Below are 21,394 nucleotides of genomic sequence, written 5' to 3'. Positions count from 1 at the left end.
GATTGCAAGATTGTCTGGCAATCTGCTGCAAACCGTCTAAGGTCGCCTCGACTCTGGAGGAGGAGGAGAAACCAGATGAACCTCAAGACCCTGTTCATGGGCGCCACCGCAGCGCTCGCCCTGACCGCCGGTGCAGCGGCCGCCCAGCAGACGACGCTGCGCATTCAGACGCATCACTCGCCCGAGGCGCCGTCGGGCCAGCTTGCGCAGGAATTCGTGGACAACGTCGAGGCCATGTCCGACGGCGAAATCGACATCGAGATTTTCTATTCGTCGGCGGTGGTTAAGTCGGCCGAGGCCTTCGACGCGGCCGCCAGCGGCATCCTCGACTGCGACATGACCAACGGCAGCTACCAGACCGGCAAGAACCCGGCCTTCCAGTTCGTGGCCGACGTCATGGGCGGCTACGACACGCCGCTCCAGTTCCTGAGCTGGATCACGTACGGCGGCGGTGCCGAAGAGATCAACGCGCTCTACAATGCGCACGGGATGGAATTCGTCGGCGCATGGGTCGGCGGGCAGGAATCACTCAACTCCACAAAGCCGATCGCCGGCATCGAGGATCTGAAGAACTTCAAGTTCCGCTCGCCCCCCGGGATGGAGAGCGAGATCTTCGCGTCGCTGGGCGCCAAGCCCGTCGTCATGGACTTCACCGAGATCTTCACCGCGCTCGAAACGGGCATCATCGACGGCGCCGACGCCTCGAGCCTGGCCAACAACGTGGGCTTGGGGATCTACGACGTGGCCGAGTACACCACCTATCCCGGCTTCCACTCCATGTCGGCCGACCACCTCGCCTGTTCCAGCAGCGTGTGGGACAGCCTGCCCGACGACCAGAAGCAGATCCTCAAGACCGCCATGAACGAACTGGCGCTCAAGACCATGATGCGCGTTCTCGTCGACAACGGCGAGGCCAAGGCGATGCTGCCCGAGAAGGGCGTGACATTGCACGACTGGTCCGAGGAAGATCGCGGCCAGTTCCGGGCGGCGGCCAAGGCGGCATGGGACAACTGGGCGACCAAGACGCCAGAGACCGAGTCGATCGTGAACAGCCACAAAGAGTTCATCGAGCGCATCGGGCTCGGCGGCTGACGCCGCCGCACCTCGACATCGCGCCACGGCGCGTCGACGGGGCGGCGGGTACTCCGCCGCCCCTTTGCAGCTTCAAAAACAGACACAGAGGCAGAGATGAACGTTCTGATAATCGGCGGCGGCGGCTTCCTGGGCACCAAACTGGCGCATGCGCTGACAGCCAGGGCCGAGCTGCGCGGCCGGCCCATCACAGGCCTGACGCTGGTGGACCTGTCGGCGCCGGACACGCCCGACGCTCCGTTCGACGTCGCCTCCAAGGCCGTGGACATCACCGATCCGGACAGCGTCGCCTCGCTGATCGACGGGTCGAACGACGTCATCTACCTGCTCGCCGCCGTCGTTTCGGCCCATGCCGAGGCCGATTTCGAGACCGGCATGAACGTGAACCTGCACGGCGTCCTCAACGTGCTGGAGCGCTGCCGCGCGCTCGAGTCCGCGCCGGTGCTGGTGTTCACCTCGTCCCTCGCCGTGTTCGGCGGCGACGTTCCCGATCCGATCGAGGACTGGACCATCCCGAACCCGCAGACCTCCTACGGGGTGCAGAAGGCGATCGGCGAGCAATTGGTCAACGACTACTCGCGCCGGGGCTTCATCGACGGGCGCACGCTGCGCCTGCCCACGATCTCGGTCCGGCCGGGCAAGCCGAATCGGGCGGCCTCGTCCTTCATGTCGTCGATCATCCGCGAACCTCTGAACGGGCAGGAAGCCGTTTGTCCCGTCGATCCGGACTTCGAGCACTACTACCTCTCGCCCCGCCGTTGCGTCGAGAACCTCGTCCGGACTGCCGAACTCGACGCCGGCGACCTAGGCCAGAGCCGCACGATCACCCTGCCCGGCCAGACCCTCACCGTGCAGCAGATGATCGACGCGATGACCCGCGTGGCAGGGCCGGAACCAGCGAAGCTGATCCGCTGGGAGAAGCAACCGGAGGTAGAGAAGATCGTGCGTGGCTGGCGCTCGAAGTACAATGCGCGTAAAGCCCAGGCCCTCGGACTGGTGAACGACGACGGGTTCGAGGACAACGTGCGGGCGTACCTGGAGGACGACCTTCCCTCCGCCTGACGCCCCGCGCGGCCAGGGCCGCAGAGAGACGACGACGTAATGAAGCCGATACAACAGATGCCCCGCTACCGCCTCGTGGCCGAGGAGATCGCGGCGGAGATACGCGCCGGGGAACTTGCGCCGGGGTCCAAGATGCCGCCGGACAAGGAGCTTGTGGAGCGGCTTCAGGTCAGCCGTGCCACGGTGCGCGAGGCGATGATCGCGCTCGAGCTCATGGGCTACGTCGTCACCCGCTTCGGCGCGGGCGCCTATGTCGCCGACACCCTGCCCGACCGCCCGGTGGAGCCGAAGGGCCTGCCGGGCTTCTTCGAGCTCGTCGAGGCGCGCTACCGCATCGAGCCCGAGATCGCGGCCATCGCGGCCGAAACGGTGGGCGCGGAAGACCTGGCCGTCCTGCGCCGGAAGGTCGACCTGATGATCGACCCCGCCCGCCCTTTCGCGGAAAGCGAGCGCGACGACCGCGACTTCCACGTTACCATCGCCCGCAGCACCGGCAACTCGGTCTTCGTCTCGATCGTCGAGGACTTCTGGCGCGCGCGCCTGCGCTTTCCCGAGTGGACGCGCGCCAACAATCGGCAAAATGAGGAAGACATCCGCCGCTTCTACCGCGACGAGCACATGGCGGTGATCGAGGCGCTGGAGGCCCGCGACCCGGCCGCCGCGCGCCGCGCGATGCAGGTCCACTGCCGAAACTCCGGCCAGCCCATGCTGGAGCGCTGGCGTCGGCTGGAAGAGGCGCAGGCCGCCCCCGACGACCGCGTGGTCACCCGGATCTCCACATGGTGAGGCCGTGGGCCTTTTCCGTTCGCTTGCGGTACGCCTAGCCGCGCATCGCTCACAAGGGCGGCGCCCCTCATCCCCGAGGAGCGCCGGCCTTGGATTATGCGTAGCTCCCTTCGGGGAACGCCCGACGCGCGGAACGCCTGAGCCTGTCCCATCCTGCTGCCGCGCGTGGTCGGGTCACGAGGCGTAGGGCGCGATCTCTCCGGACCTGACCTTGCCGAAATACGCGTTCATCTCGCGCTTGACGACCGGCATCAACACGTAGAGCGCAATGATGTTGGCCACCGCCATCGCGAAGATCATCGCGTCCGAGAAGTCGATCACCGCACCCAGTTGCGCCGCCGCCCCGATCACGATGAAGACACAGAAGATCAGCTTAAAGGTCAGCTCGGTCTTCTTCCCCTCGCCGAACAGGAAGGTCCACGCCTTCAGCCCGTAATACGACCAAGAAATCATTGTCGAGAAGGCGAAGAGCACCACCGCCAGCGCCAGCACGTAGGGGAACCACGACAGCCCGGTGGCGAAGGCGGCCGACGTCAACTGCACGCCCGACACGTCGCCCACCGTCGCGATGGCCCCGTCGTCCAGCACGAACCTGCCGGTGTCGGGATCGGTGATCAGCACGCCCGAGATGGTGATGACCAGCGCCGTCATCGTGCAGATCACAACGGTGTCGATGAAGGGTTCGAGCAGCGACACGACGCCCTCGGTGATCGGCTCGTTCGTACGCACGGCCGAGTGGGCAATGGCCGCCGAGCCGACGCCGGCCTCGTTCGAGAAGGCGGCGCGCCGGAAGCCCTGGATCAGCGCGCCGACGAGGCCACCGGCCACGCCGAGCCCGGTGAACGCGCCCACGAAGATCTGCCCGAAGGCCCAGCCGATCAGTTGGTAATTCGCGATCAGCACGATCAACGCCGCCCCGACATAGAGGATGCCCATGAACGGCACGACCTTCTCGGTGACCCGCGCGATGGACTTGATGCCGCCGATGATGACGGCGAACACGACGGCCGCGAACACGACGCCGGTGATCCAGCCGGGATAGTCGCCCAGGATACCGGCGATCTGCGCGTGCGCCTGGTTGGCCTGGAACATGTTCCCGCCACCCAGCGCCCCGCCGATGGTGAAGATCGAGAAGATCACCGCCAGGATCGCGCCGCCGGGCACGCCGCGCTCGGCGAAGCCCTTGGTCATGTAGTACATCGGCCCGCCCGAGACATGGCCGTCCGGATACTCGTTGCGGTACTTCACGCCCAAAGTGCACTCGGTGAACTTCGACGCCATGCCCAGAAGGCCCGCCAGGATCATCCAGAACGTCGCGCCCGGCCCGCCGATTCCGACGGCGACGGCCACGCCCGCGATGTTCCCCAGCCCCACCGTGCCCGACAGCGCCGTGGCGAGCGCCTGGAAGTGGCTCACCTCGCCCGCGTCGTTGGGATCGGAGTAGTCACCCCTCACCAGCCGCAGGGCGTGGCCGAAGGCGCGGAACTGGATGAAGCCGAAATAGATCGTGAAGATGCTGGCCGCGACGACCAGCCACAGCACGATCCACGGGAAGCTCGTGCCGGGGATGGGCGCGAAGATCAGGCTGACGAACCAGCCGGTCGAGGCGGCGAAGACGTCGTTGACGCGCTGGTCGAACGACACCGCAGCCTCCTGCGCCAGTGCCGGCAGCGGGAGCAGGCACGCCGCGGCGGCGGCTCCCCGGGAAAGGTACTTCATCTCGCGGGCCTCCTGCCTAGGGAACGATGGTGACGGGAACCGAGGACGTGGCGATCAGCCGGGCGCTGACGCCCCCGAAGAGCCGCTCCATCATACCCTTCGTAGCGACCCGTCCGATGATGATCTGCGTTGCGCCGCGGGTTCGGGCCAGCCGGTCGAGGATCTCGGCCGCGTCGCCGTGCGCCACGTGGTCCTCTACGGTGAAGCCCTCGTCCCGCGCCGCCTTTGCCGCCGGATCGACGACACGCTCGTGCGCCAGCGCGATCTCTTCCTCGCGGCGCTGGTGGCGCTGCTCGTTCTCCTCGGGCGTCTGGAAGGTATAGGGCGACCACTCGATCACGTAGCAGATGAGGATCAGGCAGTCGCCGAGAGCGCGCGCGCGGTCCTTTGCGAAGTCGAGGGCCTTCTGTCCGGTCGGACCGCCGTCCAGTCCGACGACGAGGGTGGTCGTCATGGGTGCTTCCCCTTCCCGGGCGCGTCCGCCTGACCGGCCGAGCGCTGTGCGATTCGGGACAAGGTAGCACCATTTCGCCGATCCATGTGACGCGAGGTCATCCAAATCTGCGGATTCCGGCCGAAACCTCCCGATGAACTGTGGAAAGCGCCGGTTCTTGCGGCACCCGGCTCACCAGATGAAGTTCGCGCCAGCCCCCAGCACGGCCAGCAACGTCACCGTCAGCGCGACCGAGGCCGCGCCGAGCCCCAGCCCCGTCAGGACGGCCAGACCGTCGCGCTCGATGAAGCCCAGCCCCACGATCAGGATCGATACGGCCGGGAACCAGCCGGTGAAGGGAACCGGCAGGAACAGCGCGAAGGCGATGCAGAACAGCGCGACGCCCAAGGGGCGCTCGTTTCTGGCCGCGAAGATCCACGGCGTGCGTGGCTTGATCACCTTTTCGATCTGCCGGGTAACGGCGCGGGCCCGCACGACCGCGCGGCGGAACTTGTCGATCTTCAGGCGCCGGCGCGTGATGAATTTGGGCAGCCGGACATAAGGGAAACCAAGCGCGAGCTGCGCGGTGATCAGAAGCAGCGGAATGCCGGTGATCAGCGATGCGCCGGGCGGTAGCGGCAGGAAAGTAATGATCGAGAAGAAGGCCAGCAGCCAGCCGAATGACCGCTCGCCCAGCCGCTCGATGATGTGGCCGACCGCGACCGTCTCGACGCCCGGGGGACGTCGCGCGGCGCGCACCAGTGACCGCGAGATGGACCCCGAGGGACGGGTCAGGCCATCCCCCGCATCCGTTTCCTCGTCGGGCGCGCTCATCGTCCGGCTCGCCGGGTCCGCGTCGTCGCGCGGCGGGAAGTTTCCGTCGGCGGACACGTCACGACCAGTCCTTCGGCGGCGCGATGATCTCCGCCTCGGTCACGATCAGGTCCAGCGGCTGGTCCGTCTCCTCCCGCGGCAGCCCCTCGTCCTCCTGCGCGGCGAAGGCGAAGCCGATGGCCGTGACGGGTCCGGCGGCGCGGAGACCGGCCAGCGTCCGGTCGTAGAACCCGCCGCCATAGCCCAGACGTCCCCCCGCCCGGTCGAAGGCGACGAGCGGGACGATCAGCACCTCGGGCACGACCGGCTCCCCGCTTGCGGGGATCATGGCGCCGAAGGGCCCCTCGACCAGCGTGCAATGCGGTGTCCAGCTGCGGAAGGTCAGCGGAAGGCCCTTACCCTCGATCACCGGGACGCCGACGGGCCCGTGCTCCGCCGCCTCGGCCATGACCGGCAGCGGGTCGATTTCGGTCCGGATGGGCATGTATCCCGACAGCGGCTTGCCCCGATGCTCGGCGACGACCTCGGCCAGCAGCGTGTGCGCGTCCGGCCCGGCGGCGGCCTGCGCCGCCTTGCGCCGCGCGAAGGCCAGCGCACGCGCCTTCGCCTTGTCCTCGGCCAGCGTCACAGCAACAGCACCGCGGCAAGGCCGAGGAAGGCGAAGAAGCCCACCACGTCCGTCACCGTCGTCACGAAAGCCCCCGACGCCAGCGCGGGATCGACCCCCGCCTTGTCCAGCGTGAGCGGCACCAGAATGCCGGCAAGTCCGGCGATCACCAGGTTGATGACCATCGCCGCCCCGATCACCACGCCCAGCATGGGCGTGCCGAACCACAGGATGCCGACGACTCCCATCAGCACCGCAAAGACGCAGCCGTTCAGGAAGCCGGCCACAATCTCGCGCCGGATGACGCGCAGCGCGTTCGCCCCCGTCAGGTCGCGCGTCGCCAGAGCCCGCACCGCGACCGTCAGCGACTGCGTGCCCGCGTTGCCTCCCATCGACGCCACGATGGGCATGAGCACCGCCAGCGCCACCACGGCGGCGATCGTCGCCTCGAACTGCGCGATGACCAGAGAGGCCAGGATCGCCGTGATCAGGTTGACGAACAGCCATGGAAACCGCTGCCGCGCGATGTCGAAGGTGCGGTCGTTCAGGCTTTCGTCGCCCACACCGGCGAGGCGCAGGATGTCCTCCTCGTTCTCTTCGTTCAGCACGATCATGGCGTCGTCGATGGTGATCACGCCCACCAGCCGGCCGTCGTCGTCCACCACGGGGGCCGAGATCAGGTGGTACTGGTTGAAGGCGTATGCGACGTCGCCCTCCTCCTCGTCCACGCGGAACGTGCGGAAGTCGGGCTCCACCAGGTCGGCCAGCTTCGTCGTCCTGCGCGAGGACATGATCTTGCCCAGCGTCACCTGCGCCACGGGCTTCATCCGCGGGTCCACCAGGATCACGTGATAGAACTGCTCGGGCAGGTCGTCGTGGGCGCGCATGAAATCGATCACCTGCCCCACGCTCCAATGCTCGGGGGCGGCGACGACCTCGCGCTGCATCAGGCGGCCGGCGGAATATTCCGGGTGGCTGAGCGCCTGCTCCACCGCCAGCCGGTCCGAGGCCTCGAGGATCTCGAGGATCGCGTCCTGCGTCGGCTGCTCGAGGTCCTCGAGCAGATCCACGACATCGTCGCTTTCCAGCTCGCGCACGGCTTCGGACAGCACTTCGGGAGACAGCGCCGCGATCACTTCGGCGCGGATGCCTTCCTCGAGTTCCGACAGGATCTCGCCGTCGAACTCGGTGCCGTAGAGGCGCACGAACGCCTCGCGCTCCTCGTGGTTCACCTGCTCCAAAAGGTCGGCGATGTCGGCTGCGTGGAACGGCTCCACCAGCTCCTTCAGGCGGTCGGCATCCTGTGCCTCCACCGCCTCGAGGATGGCCTGGACCGTGCGCGGGTCGAGCGAATACGCACCCTCCTCGCGGGTCTCGGGGTCATCCAGGATGATGTCTTCCTCGGGCATAGCCGACTCCCCTGCTCAGGCCGCCGCGAACATAGGGGAGCACCGTCGTGCCCGCCAGTGCCCGACGTCGCGATTTACCTTGTCCGCCCACGGAAATAGGGTGCGCCCCGAACAACGACGAGGGCCGGAATGGCAGAGCTTCTCATCGGCCAGACCCTGGCCTTCCACGGCGACCCCTTCGCCATGCCGCCGGAGGACGCGGCGCGCCACGAGACAAGTGGCGGCGTGCTGGTCGAGGACGGCGTGATCCGGGCCGTGGGGCCGGCGGACGAGCTGCGCGCGGCGCACCCGCAGGCGGCCGTCACCGATCACGGCGACGCGCTGATCCTGCCGGGCTTCGTGGACGCGCATGTGCACTTTCCGCAGACCGCGATGATCGCGAGCTGGGGCAAGCGACTGATCGACTGGCTGAATCTCTATACCTTCCCAGAGGAGATGCGCTTCGCGGACCCCGCCTACGCGTCGGAGATCGCCGAGCGCTACCTCGACCTGACGCTCGCGAACGGCACGACCACGGCGGTCAGCTTCTGCACCATCCACCCCGAGAGCGTGGAGGCGATCTTCACCGCGGCCGAGGCGCGGGGCGTCCGGCTGGTGGCGGGCAAGACCTGCATGGACCGCAACGCGCCCGAGGGGCTGCGCGACACGCCGCAATCGGCCTATGACGACAGCAAGCGGCTGCTTGAGGAATGGCACGGCCGGGGGCGACTGTCCTACGCCATCACGCCGCGCTTCTCGCCCACCTCGACGCCCGAGCAGCTCGCGGCGATGGGCGCGCTCTGGGTCGAGCACCCGGACTGCCTGATGCAGACGCACCTGTCCGAGCAGACCGACGAGATCGCCTGGGTGCGCGAGCTCTTCCCCGAGGCGCGCGACTATCTGGATACCTACGAGGCGCACGGGCTGCTGGGGCCGAACGCCCTCTACGGCCACGCCATCCACCTCGACCCGCGCGAGCGCGACCGGATCGCCGAGGTCGGCGCGGCGCTCATCCATTGCCCGACGTCGAACGCTTTCATCGGATCGGGCCTGATGCCACTGGCGAAGCTGAAGGCCGCGGGCCACCGGATCGGGCTGGCCACCGACACCGGCGGCGGCTCGTCCTTCTCGATGCTGCGGACGATGGCGGCCGCCTACGAGATCGGGCAGCTGTCGCGCACGGCATTGCACCCCGCGCAGCTTTTGTGGCTGGCGACCGCGGGCTCGGCGGAAGCGCTGCGCATGGGCGACCGCATCGGCCGGCTGGCACCGGGGATCGAGGCCGACCTCGTGGTGCTCGACCTTGCCTCCACCCCCGCCATCGCGCAGCGCGCGGCCCGGGCCGGGGACATCTGGGAAGCCGTGTTCCCGACCATCATGATGGGCGACGACCGCGCCGTGCGCGAGGTGCGCGTGGCCGGCAACAAGGTCTGAGCGCGATGCGCTGAGCCGGCGGCCAGCCACCCGCGCCAAAACTTTTCCCTATTATCCACGAGAAAAAGCAAGGCTCCCGAAAATGCTCAGCCTGCTTGCCTTGCGAAGGTCCCAGCTTCGCCAGAACGTAGCCACTTCCGGTTAGGAGAAATCAGCCAATCTTCTGGGTTCCCCTGAAGCGAGGCCACTCCATGATCACCGAACTGAAGTCCGTCCGCGATGTCTGGAAGAAGATGCCGACCGAACGTCACGCGCGGCTCTTCCTCGAGAACGCCATCTGGGGCGATGATCGGTTCTGTCCACATTGCGGCAGCTTGAGTTCGCGCCCGTTGCGCGGGGCATCCATGCGCCCCGGGCTGTATCAGTGCGTCGAGAGGGAATGCCGCAGCCAGTTCACTGTCACCACGAGGACGCCGCTCCACGCGACGAAGCTGGATCTCCGGATCTGGATCGCCGCAATGTTCCTCGTGCTGACCTCCTCCAAAGGCATCTCTTCGGTCGTGATGGCGCGCTTTTTGGGCGTGAACCAGAAGACCGCGTGGAAGCTTGGCCATGCGATCCGCGAGATGATGGATGATCGGCAGGGCATTGCCGGTCGACTGACGGGAGTGGTCGAGGTCGACGAGGCCTTCGTCGGCGGCAAGCCGAAGTTCCGCCACGGCGTCAAGAACAAGCGAGGACGAGGAACAGGCAAACCGATCGCGCTCGTTGCTGCGGCGAGAAACGGTCAGGCTCGAGCCGTGCTCATACCGAATGCTCAAGGGCGCACCATGAAGCCCATCATCGAGGGTTGGATCGATTCGACCTCGGCGCTCATCACCGACAAGAACCCAAGTTACGGAAAGATCGGGGCATCTTTTTCCAGCCACCATACAATCCAGCACAACAAGCGCCAGTATGCGAACACGAAGACCGGGGCGCACATCAACACTGTGGAGGCCGTAAATGCGGTCGTCCAGCGCGCTCTGATCGGCGTGTATCACCGTCTCGGACGGAAGCACCTACAGCGATACCTGGACGAGATCATCTGGCGGTGGAACCACAGGACCCCGGAGAGCAAAGTGCGGAAACGGAAGTCTTCATCGGGCCTCTCAACTGCTGAGACCACGACAGTATGGAAGCCAATCCCGGTTGTGGACCAGATGCGGGGCCTGCTCTGCGGAGCCGTCGGCCGCCAGATGAGACGCACGCCGTCGTGGGGTCTTCGGTGGCCATGACCCCGTCACTGCAAAGGTCCGCTCAGAGCCCAGACTCACCGATGCTGCGGGGCGCGCGAATGTCGGCTTTCGTCCGGCGCGTCGCACCATGATGGAGTTAGTCAGCTTCCACCAAGTCACTCCGGGCATCGCGGATGATCATCCACGACGAATGCAGGAAAAGCCCCGCGATCGCGAACGCGACGATCAGGTCGGGCCATGCACTGCCAAGCCACGCGACCAGCCCGGCGGCGATGACCACGGCGAGGTTGCCGATGGCGTCGTTGCGAGAGAACAGCCAGACGGCTCGCATATTGGCATCACCCTTGCGGTGCTTTAGCAGCGGCAGCACCGCGAGGATGTTTACGATCAGCGCACCTACCGCGAAGGCTCCCATCAACCCGGCTTCTGGCGTGGTCTGGTTGAGGACACGCCAGAGCGTGCTGCCGACAACGCCAAGGCCCAGAAGGCCCAGAAACACGCCTTGGATCATCGCCGACCGCGCCCGCCATGTCAGGCTCCAGCCGATGGCGAGCAGGCCCAGAAACGTGATCGCACCATCGCCCAGAAAATCGAGCGCGTCTGCCTTCAGCGCCTGCGAACCGGACAGGAACCCGCCGAACATTTCGACCACGCCGTATCCGAGATTGAGCGCGACCACGATCCAGAGCGCGCGGCGATAGCTCGGGTCCTTGTAGGCCGGATCGGACGATGTATCGCCGTCCTCGATCTTCTCGAAACCGTAGCCGGTCGCGTCGAGCGCGGGCCGCACTTTCGGCAGATCGCCGTCCGCGATCCGCAATGTCATGATGTGGGTGGCGGCGGACACTTTCACGTCGCCTTCGGCCACGCCCGCAGACCGGGCCGCGCGCTCGATCTCGGCGGCATCTTTCGCGCAGTCCATGCCTTGCACCCGCATTCGGATCGGGGAGGAGGCTGTCGCCAACTTGCTGTTATCGGGCTGGCTCATGTGCGATCCTTTTTGTGGTGGCGGGCGAAAAGGTACGCTGCTAACGTATCAGTGGATAATGATATGACAGCGCAAAACATTCAAGACGATCTTTCGGCACCCGATACACTGGAACTGCGGGCAAAGCTCTTCCGGGGCCTAAGCGATCCCAGCCGTCTGACGATCCTCGATGCGCTGGTGTCGGACGAACGCAACGTGCAGGAAATCGTCGGGCATACGGGTTTGGGTCAGCCCAACGTCTCGAACCATCTGCGCTGTCTGCTGGAATGCGGGCTGGTCAGTCGCCGCAGCAAAGGCCGCTTCGTTCGGTATCGTCTGGCGGACAGGCGGGTCGCCGATCTCATCCGTGATGCAGATCAGCTACTTGCCTCGACAGCCAACGGAGTTGATGCCTGCCAAAGCTATACGGACTAACCGGCGCGACCTGCTGCAATGTCCTATCGGTGCGCCAAACCTGAAGCAGCCATCTGCGCATCCGCAGCGAATGCACCCTTTGTCCGCGAAGCTGCCATTTGCGAGCCTCTACGGCTGCTGCTTTTTCTCGTGGATAATAGGGAAACTTTTCATAAGAGTTTTGACAACTTCCTTCTAAGGAAGTTGCGGCGGAACCGCCGCGCGCACCTCCGGTTGATTTCCGTAGCGTCAACCGGAGGAGCCCCGCATGAGACCCGTCCTGATCGCTTCGATCTTCACCTGCCTCGCGGCGCCCGCCGCCGCGCAGGACGCCGACTGGCAGTACCCCGCCGTCCCCTACGGGCCCGTCGTCGAGCTTCCCGGCACGACCGCCGAGCGTCCCTCGGGCGAGCCCTACAGCGTCGTCTTCGACATTCGCGACGCCGCTCCCGGCGACGAGCGGGTGAGCCGCGACCTCGCGCTCGTGGGGCGCTTCGTGAACCTGCTGGCGCAGTCGCAGATGGAGCCTTCGGATTCCGACCTCGTCGCCGTGCTGCACGCCGCCGCGACCCCGGCGATCGTCACCGACGCCGCCTACCGGGCGCGCTACGGCACGGACAACCCGAACGAGGGTCTCATCATCGCGCTGGAACGCTACGGCGTCGACGTGGTGGTCTGCGGGCAGTCGCTGACCGCGTCCGGCTTCACGCCGGACGACGTGCTCGACCCGGTGGACGTGTCGGTGTCGGCTATGACGACGCTCGCCGACCTCCAGCTTCGGGGTTACGCGCTGATGCCCTGAGCCTCAGGCGGTCAGGCCCTCGGGCTCGGGCAGGCCGTGGGTGCGGCAGGCCGCCGTCAGGGTGTTGGCCAGCAGGCAGGCGATGGTCATCGGGCCCACGCCGCCCGGCACCGGCGTGATCGCGCCGGCGACCTCGGACACGCTATCGAAGTCGCAGTCGCCCACCAGCCGCGTCTTGCCGCCGCCGGCGTCGACCCGGTTGATGCCCACGTCGATCACCGTCGCGCCGGGCTTGATCCAGTCGCCCGTGACCATGCCGGGCCGACCCACGGCGGCCACGACGATGTCGGCGCGGCGGACCACCTCGGGCAGGTTCTGCGTACGGGAATGCGCCACCGTCACCGTCGCGCTGTCGCCCAGCAAAAGCTGCGCCATGGGTTTGCCGACGATGTTCGAGCGGCCGATCACCACGGCCTCCTTCCCCTCGAGCGAGCCGAGCTGCTGGCGCAACAGCATCAGGCAGCCCAGCGGCGTGCAGGGCACCATCGCCGCCTGCCCCGTCGCCACGCGGCCCACGTTCAAGATATGGAAGCCGTCCACGTCCTTCGTGGGGTCCACCGCGTTGATGACGAGGTCCGAGTTCATGTGCGCGGGCAACGGGAGTTGCACGAGTATGCCGTGCACCTGCGGGTCGGCGTTGAGGTGCTGGATCAGGCCGAGCAGTTCCTGCTCCTCCGTGTCCTCGGCCAGGCGGTGCTCGAAGCTCTGCATCCCGGCTTCGACCGTCATGCGCCCCTTCGAGCGGACATAGACCTGGCTTGCCGGGTCCTCGCCCACCAGCACCACGGCGAGGCCGGGGGTGATGTCCATCTCGTCCTTCAGGCGTGCGACATGGGCCGCCACCTTCTCTCGTATCGTCGCCGCGTAAGCTTTGCCGTCGATGATGGTGGCGGTCATGGCGTCCTCGGGTTGTACAACATGTGCATTTTCAGGCCATAAATGTACGGTCGGCCCCGTCAGAACAACCCTTCGATCTGCCCCGCCTCGTTCAGCCGGATCGCCTCGGCTGACGGGCGGCGCGGCAGGCCGGGCATGGTCATGATCTCGCCGCAGATCACCACGACGAAGCCCGCCCCCGCCGACAGCCGTACCTCGCGGATGGGAACCGAGTGACCGGTGGGCGCACCGCGGCGGCTGGGATCGGTGGTGAACGAGTACTGCGTCTTCGCCATGCAGACGGGCAGGTTGCCGTAGCCCTGCGCCTCCCACTCGCGCAGCTGGTCGCGCACCTTCTGGTCGGCCAGGATTTCGTCGGCGCGATAGATGCGCCGGGCGATGGTGTCGATCTTGTCGAACAGACTCATGTCGTCGCCGTAGAGCGGGGCGAAGTTGGCGCGGCCCGAATCCGCGATCTCGGCCACGCGGGTGGCGAGCGGCTCGATCCCAGCGCTGCCCTGCGCCCAATGCTTGCAGACGAACGCTTCGCTGCCCTGGCTGGTGACGAATTCCTGCACCTGCGCGATCTCGGCGTCCGTGTCGCCGGCGAAGTGGTTGATGGCCACCACGACCGGCACGCCGAAGGTCTTGAGGTTCTCGATATGCCGCCCGAGGTTGGCGCAGCCAGACTTCACCGCGGCCACGTTCTCGGTGCCCAGGTCGTCTTTCGCCACGCCGCCGTTCATCTTCATCGCGCGCACCGTGGCGACCAGCACCACGCAGGCCGGCGACAGACCCGCCTTGCGGCACTTGATGTCCATGAACTTCTCGGCCCCGAGGTCGGCGCCGAAGCCGGCCTCGGTCACCACGTAATCCGCCAGCCGAAGCGCGGTGGTCGTGGCGATGACCGAGTTGCAACCGTGCGCGATGTTGGCGAAGGGGCCGCCGTGGACGAAGGCGGGGTTGTTCTCGAGCGTCTGGACGAGGTTGGGCTGCATCGCGTCCTTCAGAAGCACCGTCATCGCGCCGTCGGCCTTGATATCGCGGGCGAAGACGGGTGACTTGTCGCGCCGGTAGGCCACGATCATGTCGCCCAGCCGGCGTTCGAGATCCTTGAGGTCCTTGGCCAGGCACAGGATCGCCATGACCTCGGACGCCACGGTGATGTCGAAGCCGTTTTCGGCCGGAAAGCCGTTGGCGACGCCGCCGAGCGAGGTGACGACCTGCCGGAGCGCGCGGTCGTTCATGTCCATCACCCGCCGCCAGACGACGCGGCGGACGTCGATCTCCTGTTCGTTGCCCCAGTAGATGTGGTTGTCGATCATCGCCGACAGCAGGTTGTGGGCGCTGGTGATCGCGTGGAAATCGCCGGTGAAGTGAAGGTTCATGTCCTCCATCGGCACGATCTGCGCATATCCGCCGCCGGCCGCGCCCCCCTTCATCCCGAAGTTGGGCCCCAGAGAGGCCTCGCGGATGCAGATGGCCGCGTTCTTGCCGATGGCGTTGAGCCCGTCGCCCAGCCCCACGGTCGTGGTGGTCTTGCCCTCGCCCGCGGGCGTCGGGTTGATCGCGGTGACGAGGATCAGCTTGCCCTGCGGGCGGTCCTGCACGCTGTCGATGAAGTCCTGGCTGACCTTCGCCTTGTCGTGGCCGTAGGGCAGCAGGTGCTCGGATGGAATGCCCAGCCGCTCGCCGATCTGCTGGATCGGGCGCTTGTCGGCCTCCCGCGCGATCTCGATGTCCGTCTTGTGTGCCACGTGGCTCCTCCCTCTCGCGCCGGTGATCCCTGCCCTCTCGTAACGCGGAAGGGGCGGGTCGCGTGAGGGAAATTGCGACGCATCCGCCACCGGATGCGTCCCGGCGAGGGCGGGACGTCAGGCAGGCTTTTCCACCTTTCCACGAAACGATCCACAGGCATGCGCGTTGGGGACGCAACATGACGGGAGAGTCACGATGAAAAGCGCAACACTTGCCATCCACGCCGGATTCCTGGTGGGCGTCAGCCTGTCGGCGCTTCTCCTCATCTGAGGCGGAGCAGTGCAGGCGGGGCGGCGGCGCGGCCGGAACAGGCCCGCCGCCGCCCGTGTTTTCCGAACAGACCGCCTCAGCCGCCCCGCGCGGCGGCGACATGAACGGAGGAGCGACATGACACGCGCCACGACATCGGCTCTCGCCCTTGCCCTCACGCTGGGCACCGTCCCGGCATTGGCGGAGCAGCACATGCCGGAGACGGCGGCCCAAGGCTTCTGCCAAGCCGGGTTCGAGCTTGCCGACCTCGACAATGACGGCAACCTCGACCGCGACGAGGTGGCCGAGATGCAGCGCCGCGAGTTCGCTGCGCTGGACGCGGACGAGGACGGCACCGTGCTGAAGTCGGAGTATTCCGACTGCCGCATGCAGGCCGCGCAGCAGAACGAGGCCTACAACCCCCGTACGCCTGACAGCTTCGCCGACATGGACATCGACGACGACGGGCGCGTGACGGCGGCGGAGTACCGTGCCGCGACGACCACGCGCATCGAGCAGGTGACCGGCGACATGACACCCGACGACTACCCGCTGTTCGTCTTCCTGCCCGAGGGCGCCGAGTCGGCGGGCATGGGCGCCGACGAACTGGCGGCACGCGCCAGGCTGCTGTTCGTGCGGCTGGACGACAACCGCGACGAGGTGCTGACCGAGGAAGAGTATGTCGACACGGCAGTCGTGGACACCGACATCAGCCGCACCCTGAGCCGCGACTTCGAGACGCTGGACGAGGACGCCTCGGGCGGCATCAGTTCCGAGGAGTACGCCAAGTGGGGCGAGGTGCGCACGTACGAGGCGCTGGATCAGGCCGAGGCCTGGGGCGTGGAGGCCGATACCATGGCCGATTCGCAAGACCCCGAGGCGTCGGACGGCGACGCGCGAAGCGCCGCCGCAGCCGAGGTCGGAGCGCCGGTGGTGTTTTACCGGTTCGAACAGCCGTTCTGAGGCACGGCTCCGATCGACCTGTCAGGCCGTCCGCATCGCGGGCGGCCTTTGCATCTCGGGCTGCCAGGCCCGCTGCTCGGGCACGAAGAGCCTGAGCGCCTCGCCCACCCGCAGCGTGCCCTCGCGCTCGACCCAGGCAGTGACGCCGCGCCGTCCTTCGGCCACTGGCTTGAAGCGCTTGCCGTAGCCGGGGCGCGCGGCGTCGATCGTCTTGGCGGGGAACTGGCAGGGGCCGTTCTGCACGTCAACCGTAAGGGTCGTCCCGTCCGGGCCTTGCAGGCGCGAAGCGGGCGGCAGGTGGCTGAAGTCGAGGATCCCCTCGACCACCACCGACGCCCCCAGCCACGCCGGGTCCAGCTCGTCGAGCCCCAGATCGGCGGCAATCCCGGCCAGTTCCTCGGCGCTGATGAGGGACAACTGGCGGGTGTTCCTGATCTCGGTCCCCCGCTCGTAAAGGGCCAGCACGCGCGAACAGGAGGGGCGCGTGAGGCCGGCATGGGTTTCGCCCGCCGTGCCGGCGAAGGTCAGGGGCATCTCGCGCAGCGGCTCGCACTCGATCTCGGCCCGCTCGCGATGCGGCACGCGGCCGAGCCAGGTGATGGAGGCGACGTGGTCGGTGGGGACGAGGGCAGGCATGGCGGGTTTTCCTTCGGCTCGCGCCCGACGATAGCGGCGGATGCGCGCGGCACAAGAGTCGCGGGTGCCGTCCAAGAAAAAGCCCCGGAGCGGGGCTCCGGGGCTTTTCCAAGTGTGTGTGGACCGGGTCAGGTCGGCTCCGGCTCCAGTCCGCCGCCGTCGGGCTTCCCCTTCGGCTTCGAGGTCTTCGGGATCGCCGTGATCGACGGCTTGTCGCCCGGCGACGGCATGTTGTCGTCGTCGTCGCCGCGATTCAGCGCCTCGCCGGCGATGACCTTCAGGATCTCGTTGCCGGTGAGCGTCTCGTATTCCAGCAGGCCCTGCGCCAGGCGGTGATGCTCATCCGACTTCTCGGTGAGGATGCGCTTGGCGGTCTCGTAGCCCTCCTCGACGATCTTGCGCACTTCGGCGTCAATCTTCTCCTGCGTCTCGGGCGAGATGTTGCCCCCGCGCGAGTAGGTGCCGAGGTACGACTGCTCTTCGTTGGCGTAGTCGATGTTGCCGAGTTCGTCCGAGAAACCGAACTGCGTGACCATCGCGCGGGCGATCTTGGTCACCTGCTGGATGTCCGAGGCCGCGCCCGAGGTCACGTTCTCTTTCCCGAACACCAGTTCCTCGGCCACCTTGCCGCCCATCGCCATGGCGATCTTGGACTTGTACTTGGTATAGGTCACCGAAAGCTGGTCACGCTCGGGCAGCGACAGCACCAGGCCGAGCGCGCGGCCGCGCGGGATGATCGTCGCCTTGTGGACCGGATCGTGCTGCGGGACGTTCAGACCGACGATGGCATGACCGGCCTCGTGATAGGCGGTCAGCTTCTTCTCGTCCTCGGTCATGACCATCGAGCGCCGCTCGGCCCCCATCATGACCTTGTCCTTGGCGTTCTCGAAATCCTCCATCGTCACGAAGCGACGGCCCACGCGGGCGGCCATCAGCGCCGCCTCGTTCACGAGGTTGGCGAGGTCTGCGCCGGAGAAGCCGGGCGTGCCGCGCGCGATGATGCGCAGGTCCACGTCGGGGCCCAGCGGCACCTTGCGGGCATGGACGCCGAGGATCTTCTCACGCCCCTTGATGTCGGGGTTGGGCACCTGCACTTGGCGGTCGAAGCGGCCCGGACGCAGCAGCGCGGGGTCCAGCACGTCGGGACGGTTGGTCGCCGCTACGATAATGATGCCCTCGTTCGCCTCGAAGCCGTCCATCTCGACCAGAAGCTGGTTCAGCGTCTGCTCGCGCTCGTCGTTGCCGCCGCCGTAGCCCACGCCACGCGACCGGCCCACGGCGTCGATCTCGTCGATGAAGACGATACAGGGGGCGTTCTTCTTGGCCTGCTCGAACATGTCGCGCACGCGGCTGGCGCCGACGCCCACGAACATCTCGACAAAGTCCGAGCCCGATATAGTGAAGAACGGCACGCCCGCCTCGCCCGCGACAGCGCGCGCAAGCAGGGTCTTACCGGTGCCCGGAGGGCCCACCAGCAGCGCGCCCTTCGGGATCTTGCCGCCCAGGCGCGAGAACTTCTGCGGGTTGCGCAGGAACTCGACGATCTCTTCCAGGTCGTCCTTCGCCTCGTCGATGCCGGCCACGTCGTCGAAGGTCACACGGCCCTGCTTTTCCGTCAGCAGCTTGGCCTTGGACTTGCCGAAGCCCATGGCGCCGCCGCGTCCGCCGCCCTGCATCCGGTTCATGAAATAGATCCAGACGCCGATCAGCAGAAGGAACGGCAGGAAGGTCATGAGCACCGTGGTGAAGCCCGACTGCTCCTGCGGCTTGGCGTTCACGGTCACGCCCTGGTCGATCAGCCGGTCCGTGATGTCGGCGCCTTCGGGGCGGATGGTCGAATATTCCTGTCCGCCTTCGCCGCGGAACAGCACCCGCTCGCCGTCGAGCGTGACCGACGACACTTCGCCGTCCTCGACCGCCTCCACGAACTCGGAATAGCTGATCGAGCGCGAGGACATGGTCGACTGCCCGCCCGAGAACAGGTTGAACAGCGCCAGGATCAGCAGAAACAGGACCACCCAGAAGGCGATATTTCTCGCGTTGCCCAAGGAAATCTCCTCATGTGTGCGGTGGGGCACCCGGCCCGACCGTTTGCACACAAGATAAGGATCGGGCCGGTATCTTCAATGAGAGAAGCCCGCGGCGGCGAAATCGTCGCGCCCGTTCGCCAGCTCTGCGGACCATCCGTCGCGTAAACCTGCCAGCGGCGCCGCCACCAGTTCGCCGCCGCGCCGGACCGCCGGAGAGGCCGCGAGGCTCGCGCGCGGCAGGCCGGTGTCGCGCCAGTCCGGGCAAAGCGGCAGGTCGGCCTCGGTCAACGCCGAGACATCCAGCTCGGGCGCATGCGGCCCGTCGAGCCGCCAACGCCCGTCCCACAGGGCCGTCGTGGCAACGCTGCCCGCCCGTTTCGCCGCCTCGGGCTCGCGCGAGATGCGCAGCCGCGCGCCATCCCCGCGCAACAGGCAGCCGTGCAGCGTGCGATCGACCGAGGGGGAGGTGACGATCTGCATGACGCTTTCGGCCCGCGGTGGATAATCCGCGCCCGACACCCACCGCAGAGCCGCGTTCAGCAGTCGCCGCGCCATGTCCGGCGGAAGCCCGCCGAGCCCGCCGGCGTCGATCAGCAGGTCTCCGCGATCCTGCGCCACGTGCACCCGTGCCCAGTCCGCCAGCGTCCGCGCGAGCGCCGCCCGAGTGTCGCGCAAGTTGGCGATGGAGCGCGACAGGTGCGCGGCGCCGATGCCCAGCTCCTCGAGCGTCGCGAGCGCACGCCGCACGCGCACACGGTCATAGGCCGGGTCCTCGTTTGACGGGTCGTCGCACCACCCCACGCCCTGCCCGCGCAAATACTCGCGCAGCGCCTCGCGCCTTGTGCCGAGCAGCGGGCGCAGGAAGGTCACGCCGTCGCGCCGGAACCCAGGGCGCATGCCGGTCAGCCCGTCCAGCCCGGCGCCGCGGGCCAGCCCCATCACGAAGGTTTCGGCATTGTCGTCCTGCGTGTGGCCGAGCGCCACCGCCGCCACGCCCTGCCCCGCCGCCCAGTCGGTCAGCAGACCGTAGCGCGCGCGCCGGGCCTGGTCCTGCAGGTTGCCCTGCCCCGTCCAGCCTTCCCACCTGAGCGTATCGTGCGGGATGTCGCGCGCCGCGCACAGGCGGGAGACGGCGCGGGCCTCGTCGGCCGCCTCGGACCTCAATCCGTGATCCACGGTGACGGCGCGCAGCGCGTCCGCGCCGAAGATGTCGGACAGAAGAAGAAGCAGCGCCGTGGAGTCACTGCCCCCCGAAACGGCGACGCCGAGCGGGCGACCAGCGGCCCGCTCGGCGTTGAGATGGTCGAGCGCCGGGGCGTCGAGCCGCGGCCGGCCGCTCACGAGCAGCCGAGGTCGGCCCGCGCGGTCTGCGCCTCGATCGAGGCTTCCGACTCGGGGAAGCGGCCCGTGACCTCGCCCAGCGTGGCGCAGGCATCCGCCGTCTGGCCCAGCTGGTCGAGCTTCAGACCCAGGTTCAGCAGCGCGCGCGGCGCCATCTCGCCCGTGGGCGAGCCCGAGAACGACTCAAGATAGGCGCGCGCCGCGTCCGAGGTGCGGCCCAGTTCAGACAGCGCCTCGCCCCGCCAGTAATGCGCCGCGCCGGTCAGCGGCCCGCCGGTATAGGTCTCGGCGAACGCCGCGAAGGCGTCGGCGGCCTGCTGGAAATTGCCGGCGTCAAACGCGGCCTTCGCCGCCTCGAAGTCCGCCCGCTCGCCCACGGCGAGCTGCGCGCCGCCCTCGTCAATCTGCGGCGCGGGCATGGCGGGCACATCGATTTCGACGCCGCCCAGCGACGGCGTGTCTCCCAGGCTGCCGATATCGCAGTCGGCCTCGAGCTCGCAGAGCCGGAACTCGAGGTCGCCGATGCGGTTGGTGCCGTCCTCGACCACGCGGTCGATCCGGAACTCCAGTTCCTCGCTCAGCGAGGTCAGGCGCTGAAGCTCGGACTCCATCGCGGCAATACGTTCGAGCGCCGACGTGCCGGTGATGTTCACGTCGGGCGTGCCGGTGGTCGAAAGCTCGCGCTTGAGGCGCTGCACCTCGACATAGAGGATCGACAGCTCCTGGCGGATGTCGGCAAGCGTGCTCTCGCGGTCCTGCGCCAGGACGGGCGCGGGAACGAGCGCGAGGGCGGCGATCAGGGCAAAGGTGCGCAACATGACCGGA

General features: G+C 67.4%; 20 protein-coding genes. 8 read left to right on the top strand and 12 right to left on the bottom strand.

The features are described from left to right. Positions 1–75 precede the first annotated feature (75 nt). The 3 genes from BM162_RS05575 to BM162_RS05565 all read left to right on the top strand — a co-directional run bounded on the left by BM162_RS05575 (position 76) and on the right by BM162_RS05565 (position 2,940). Entirely contained in the window at positions 76–1,092 is a 1,017-nt protein-coding gene (locus BM162_RS05575; RefSeq protein ID WP_093418884.1) for a TRAP transporter substrate-binding protein, read from the top strand. 96 nt (positions 1,093–1,188) lie between these two features. Further along, a complete protein-coding gene (gene denD, locus BM162_RS05570) occupies positions 1,189–2,154 on the top strand; it encodes a D-erythronate dehydrogenase (RefSeq protein ID WP_093418881.1) in 966 nt (321 codons plus the stop codon). Positions 2,155–2,211: 57 nt separating this feature from the next. After that, positions 2,212–2,940 (top strand): FadR/GntR family transcriptional regulator, encoded by a 729-nt coding sequence (locus BM162_RS05565; protein ID WP_177215075.1) that lies wholly within the window; start codon positions 2,212–2,214, stop codon positions 2,938–2,940. A gap of 174 nt (positions 2,941–3,114) precedes the next feature. Here BM162_RS05565 and BM162_RS05560 read toward each other — a convergent pair whose 3' ends face one another. The 5 genes from BM162_RS05560 to mgtE form a co-directional block, all read right to left on the bottom strand. Continuing rightward, positions 3,115–4,659 (bottom strand): alanine/glycine:cation symporter family protein, encoded by a 1,545-nt coding sequence (locus BM162_RS05560; protein ID WP_093418876.1) that lies wholly within the window; start codon positions 4,657–4,659, stop codon positions 3,115–3,117. Between the two features lie 16 nt (positions 4,660–4,675). Next, positions 4,676–5,113 (bottom strand): universal stress protein, encoded by a 438-nt coding sequence (locus BM162_RS05555; protein ID WP_093418873.1) that lies wholly within the window; start codon positions 5,111–5,113, stop codon positions 4,676–4,678. 171 nt (positions 5,114–5,284) lie between these two features. Beyond that, on the bottom strand, positions 5,285–5,983 hold the full coding sequence (locus BM162_RS05550) for an exopolysaccharide biosynthesis protein (protein WP_245759180.1): 699 nt from the start codon (positions 5,981–5,983) through the stop codon (positions 5,285–5,287). Between the two features lies 1 nt (position 5,984). Continuing rightward, on the bottom strand, positions 5,985–6,554 hold the full coding sequence (locus tag BM162_RS05545; protein ID WP_093418871.1) for a 5-formyltetrahydrofolate cyclo-ligase: 570 nt from the start codon (positions 6,552–6,554) through the stop codon (positions 5,985–5,987). Next, positions 6,551–7,942 (bottom strand): magnesium transporter, encoded by a 1,392-nt coding sequence (mgtE, locus tag BM162_RS05540; RefSeq protein WP_093418868.1) that lies wholly within the window; start codon positions 7,940–7,942, stop codon positions 6,551–6,553. The genes BM162_RS05545 and mgtE overlap by 4 nt, the downstream gene beginning before the upstream one ends. Before the next feature lie 129 nt (positions 7,943–8,071). Between mgtE and guaD the strand changes: the two genes are divergently transcribed. Further along, a complete protein-coding gene (guaD, locus tag BM162_RS05535; protein WP_093418865.1) occupies positions 8,072–9,355 on the top strand; it encodes a guanine deaminase in 1,284 nt (427 codons plus the stop codon). 191 nt (positions 9,356–9,546) lie between these two features. Next, a complete protein-coding gene (locus BM162_RS05530; protein ID WP_093418863.1) occupies positions 9,547–10,572 on the top strand; it encodes an IS1595 family transposase in 1,026 nt (341 codons plus the stop codon). 97 nt (positions 10,573–10,669) lie between these two features. On the opposite strand, the gene BM162_RS05525 is transcribed toward BM162_RS05530, so the two are convergent. Then, complete coding sequence (locus tag BM162_RS05525) at positions 10,670–11,521, bottom strand: cation diffusion facilitator family transporter (RefSeq protein ID WP_007803328.1); 852 nt, start codon at positions 11,519–11,521, stop codon at positions 10,670–10,672. Positions 11,522–11,584: 63 nt separating this feature from the next. On the opposite strand from BM162_RS05525, the gene BM162_RS05520 reads away from it, so the two are divergent. Together BM162_RS05520 and BM162_RS05515 are read left to right on the top strand one after the other, a co-directional pair. Then, a complete protein-coding gene (locus BM162_RS05520) occupies positions 11,585–11,935 on the top strand; it encodes an ArsR/SmtB family transcription factor (RefSeq protein WP_007803330.1) in 351 nt (116 codons plus the stop codon). 247 nt (positions 11,936–12,182) lie between these two features. After that, on the top strand, positions 12,183–12,716 hold the full coding sequence (locus BM162_RS05515) for a DsrE family protein (RefSeq protein WP_093418860.1): 534 nt from the start codon (positions 12,183–12,185) through the stop codon (positions 12,714–12,716). Positions 12,717–12,719: 3 nt separating this feature from the next. Here BM162_RS05515 and folD read toward each other — a convergent pair whose 3' ends face one another. Beyond that, positions 12,720–13,613 carry a bifunctional methylenetetrahydrofolate dehydrogenase/methenyltetrahydrofolate cyclohydrolase FolD gene (gene folD, locus BM162_RS05510; protein WP_093418856.1) on the bottom strand — a complete coding sequence of 298 codons (894 nt, stop codon included), beginning with the start codon at positions 13,611–13,613 and terminating at the stop codon, positions 12,720–12,722. A 59-nt stretch (positions 13,614–13,672) separates the two neighbouring features. Next, positions 13,673–15,349, bottom strand: coding sequence for a formate--tetrahydrofolate ligase (locus BM162_RS05505; RefSeq protein ID WP_093418853.1), 1,677 nt, complete (start codon positions 15,347–15,349; stop codon positions 13,673–13,675). A gap of 388 nt (positions 15,350–15,737) precedes the next feature. Here BM162_RS05505 and BM162_RS05500 point away from each other — a divergent pair, with 388 nt between their 5' ends. After that, positions 15,738–16,562 (top strand): EF-hand domain-containing protein, encoded by an 825-nt coding sequence (locus BM162_RS05500; protein ID WP_093418851.1) that lies wholly within the window; start codon positions 15,738–15,740, stop codon positions 16,560–16,562. A 21-nt stretch (positions 16,563–16,583) separates the two neighbouring features. Here the strand turns inward: BM162_RS05500 and BM162_RS05495 are convergent, their stop codons facing one another. From BM162_RS05495 to ybgF, 4 genes are all read right to left on the bottom strand, one after another. Then, positions 16,584–17,198 (bottom strand): MOSC domain-containing protein, encoded by a 615-nt coding sequence (locus BM162_RS05495; RefSeq protein WP_093418848.1) that lies wholly within the window; start codon positions 17,196–17,198, stop codon positions 16,584–16,586. Positions 17,199–17,326: 128 nt separating this feature from the next. Beyond that, a complete protein-coding gene (gene ftsH / locus BM162_RS05490) occupies positions 17,327–19,246 on the bottom strand; it encodes an ATP-dependent zinc metalloprotease FtsH (RefSeq protein ID WP_093418844.1) in 1,920 nt (639 codons plus the stop codon). 75 nt (positions 19,247–19,321) lie between these two features. Further along, positions 19,322–20,569, bottom strand: coding sequence for a tRNA lysidine(34) synthetase TilS (gene tilS, locus BM162_RS05485; RefSeq protein WP_093418841.1), 1,248 nt, complete (start codon positions 20,567–20,569; stop codon positions 19,322–19,324). After that, positions 20,566–21,387, bottom strand: coding sequence for a tol-pal system protein YbgF (gene ybgF, locus BM162_RS05480; protein ID WP_093418839.1), 822 nt, complete (start codon positions 21,385–21,387; stop codon positions 20,566–20,568). Before ybgF ends, tilS begins: the two co-directional genes overlap by 4 nt. Between the last annotated feature and the right edge of the window lie 7 nt (positions 21,388–21,394).

The organism is Tranquillimonas alkanivorans (genome assembly GCF_900115595.1).
Classification (GTDB): domain Bacteria; phylum Pseudomonadota; class Alphaproteobacteria; order Rhodobacterales; family Rhodobacteraceae; genus Tranquillimonas; species Tranquillimonas alkanivorans.
Note: the sequence above shows the minus strand (reverse complement) of the source record. Positions and strands in the feature narration are given on the sequence as shown.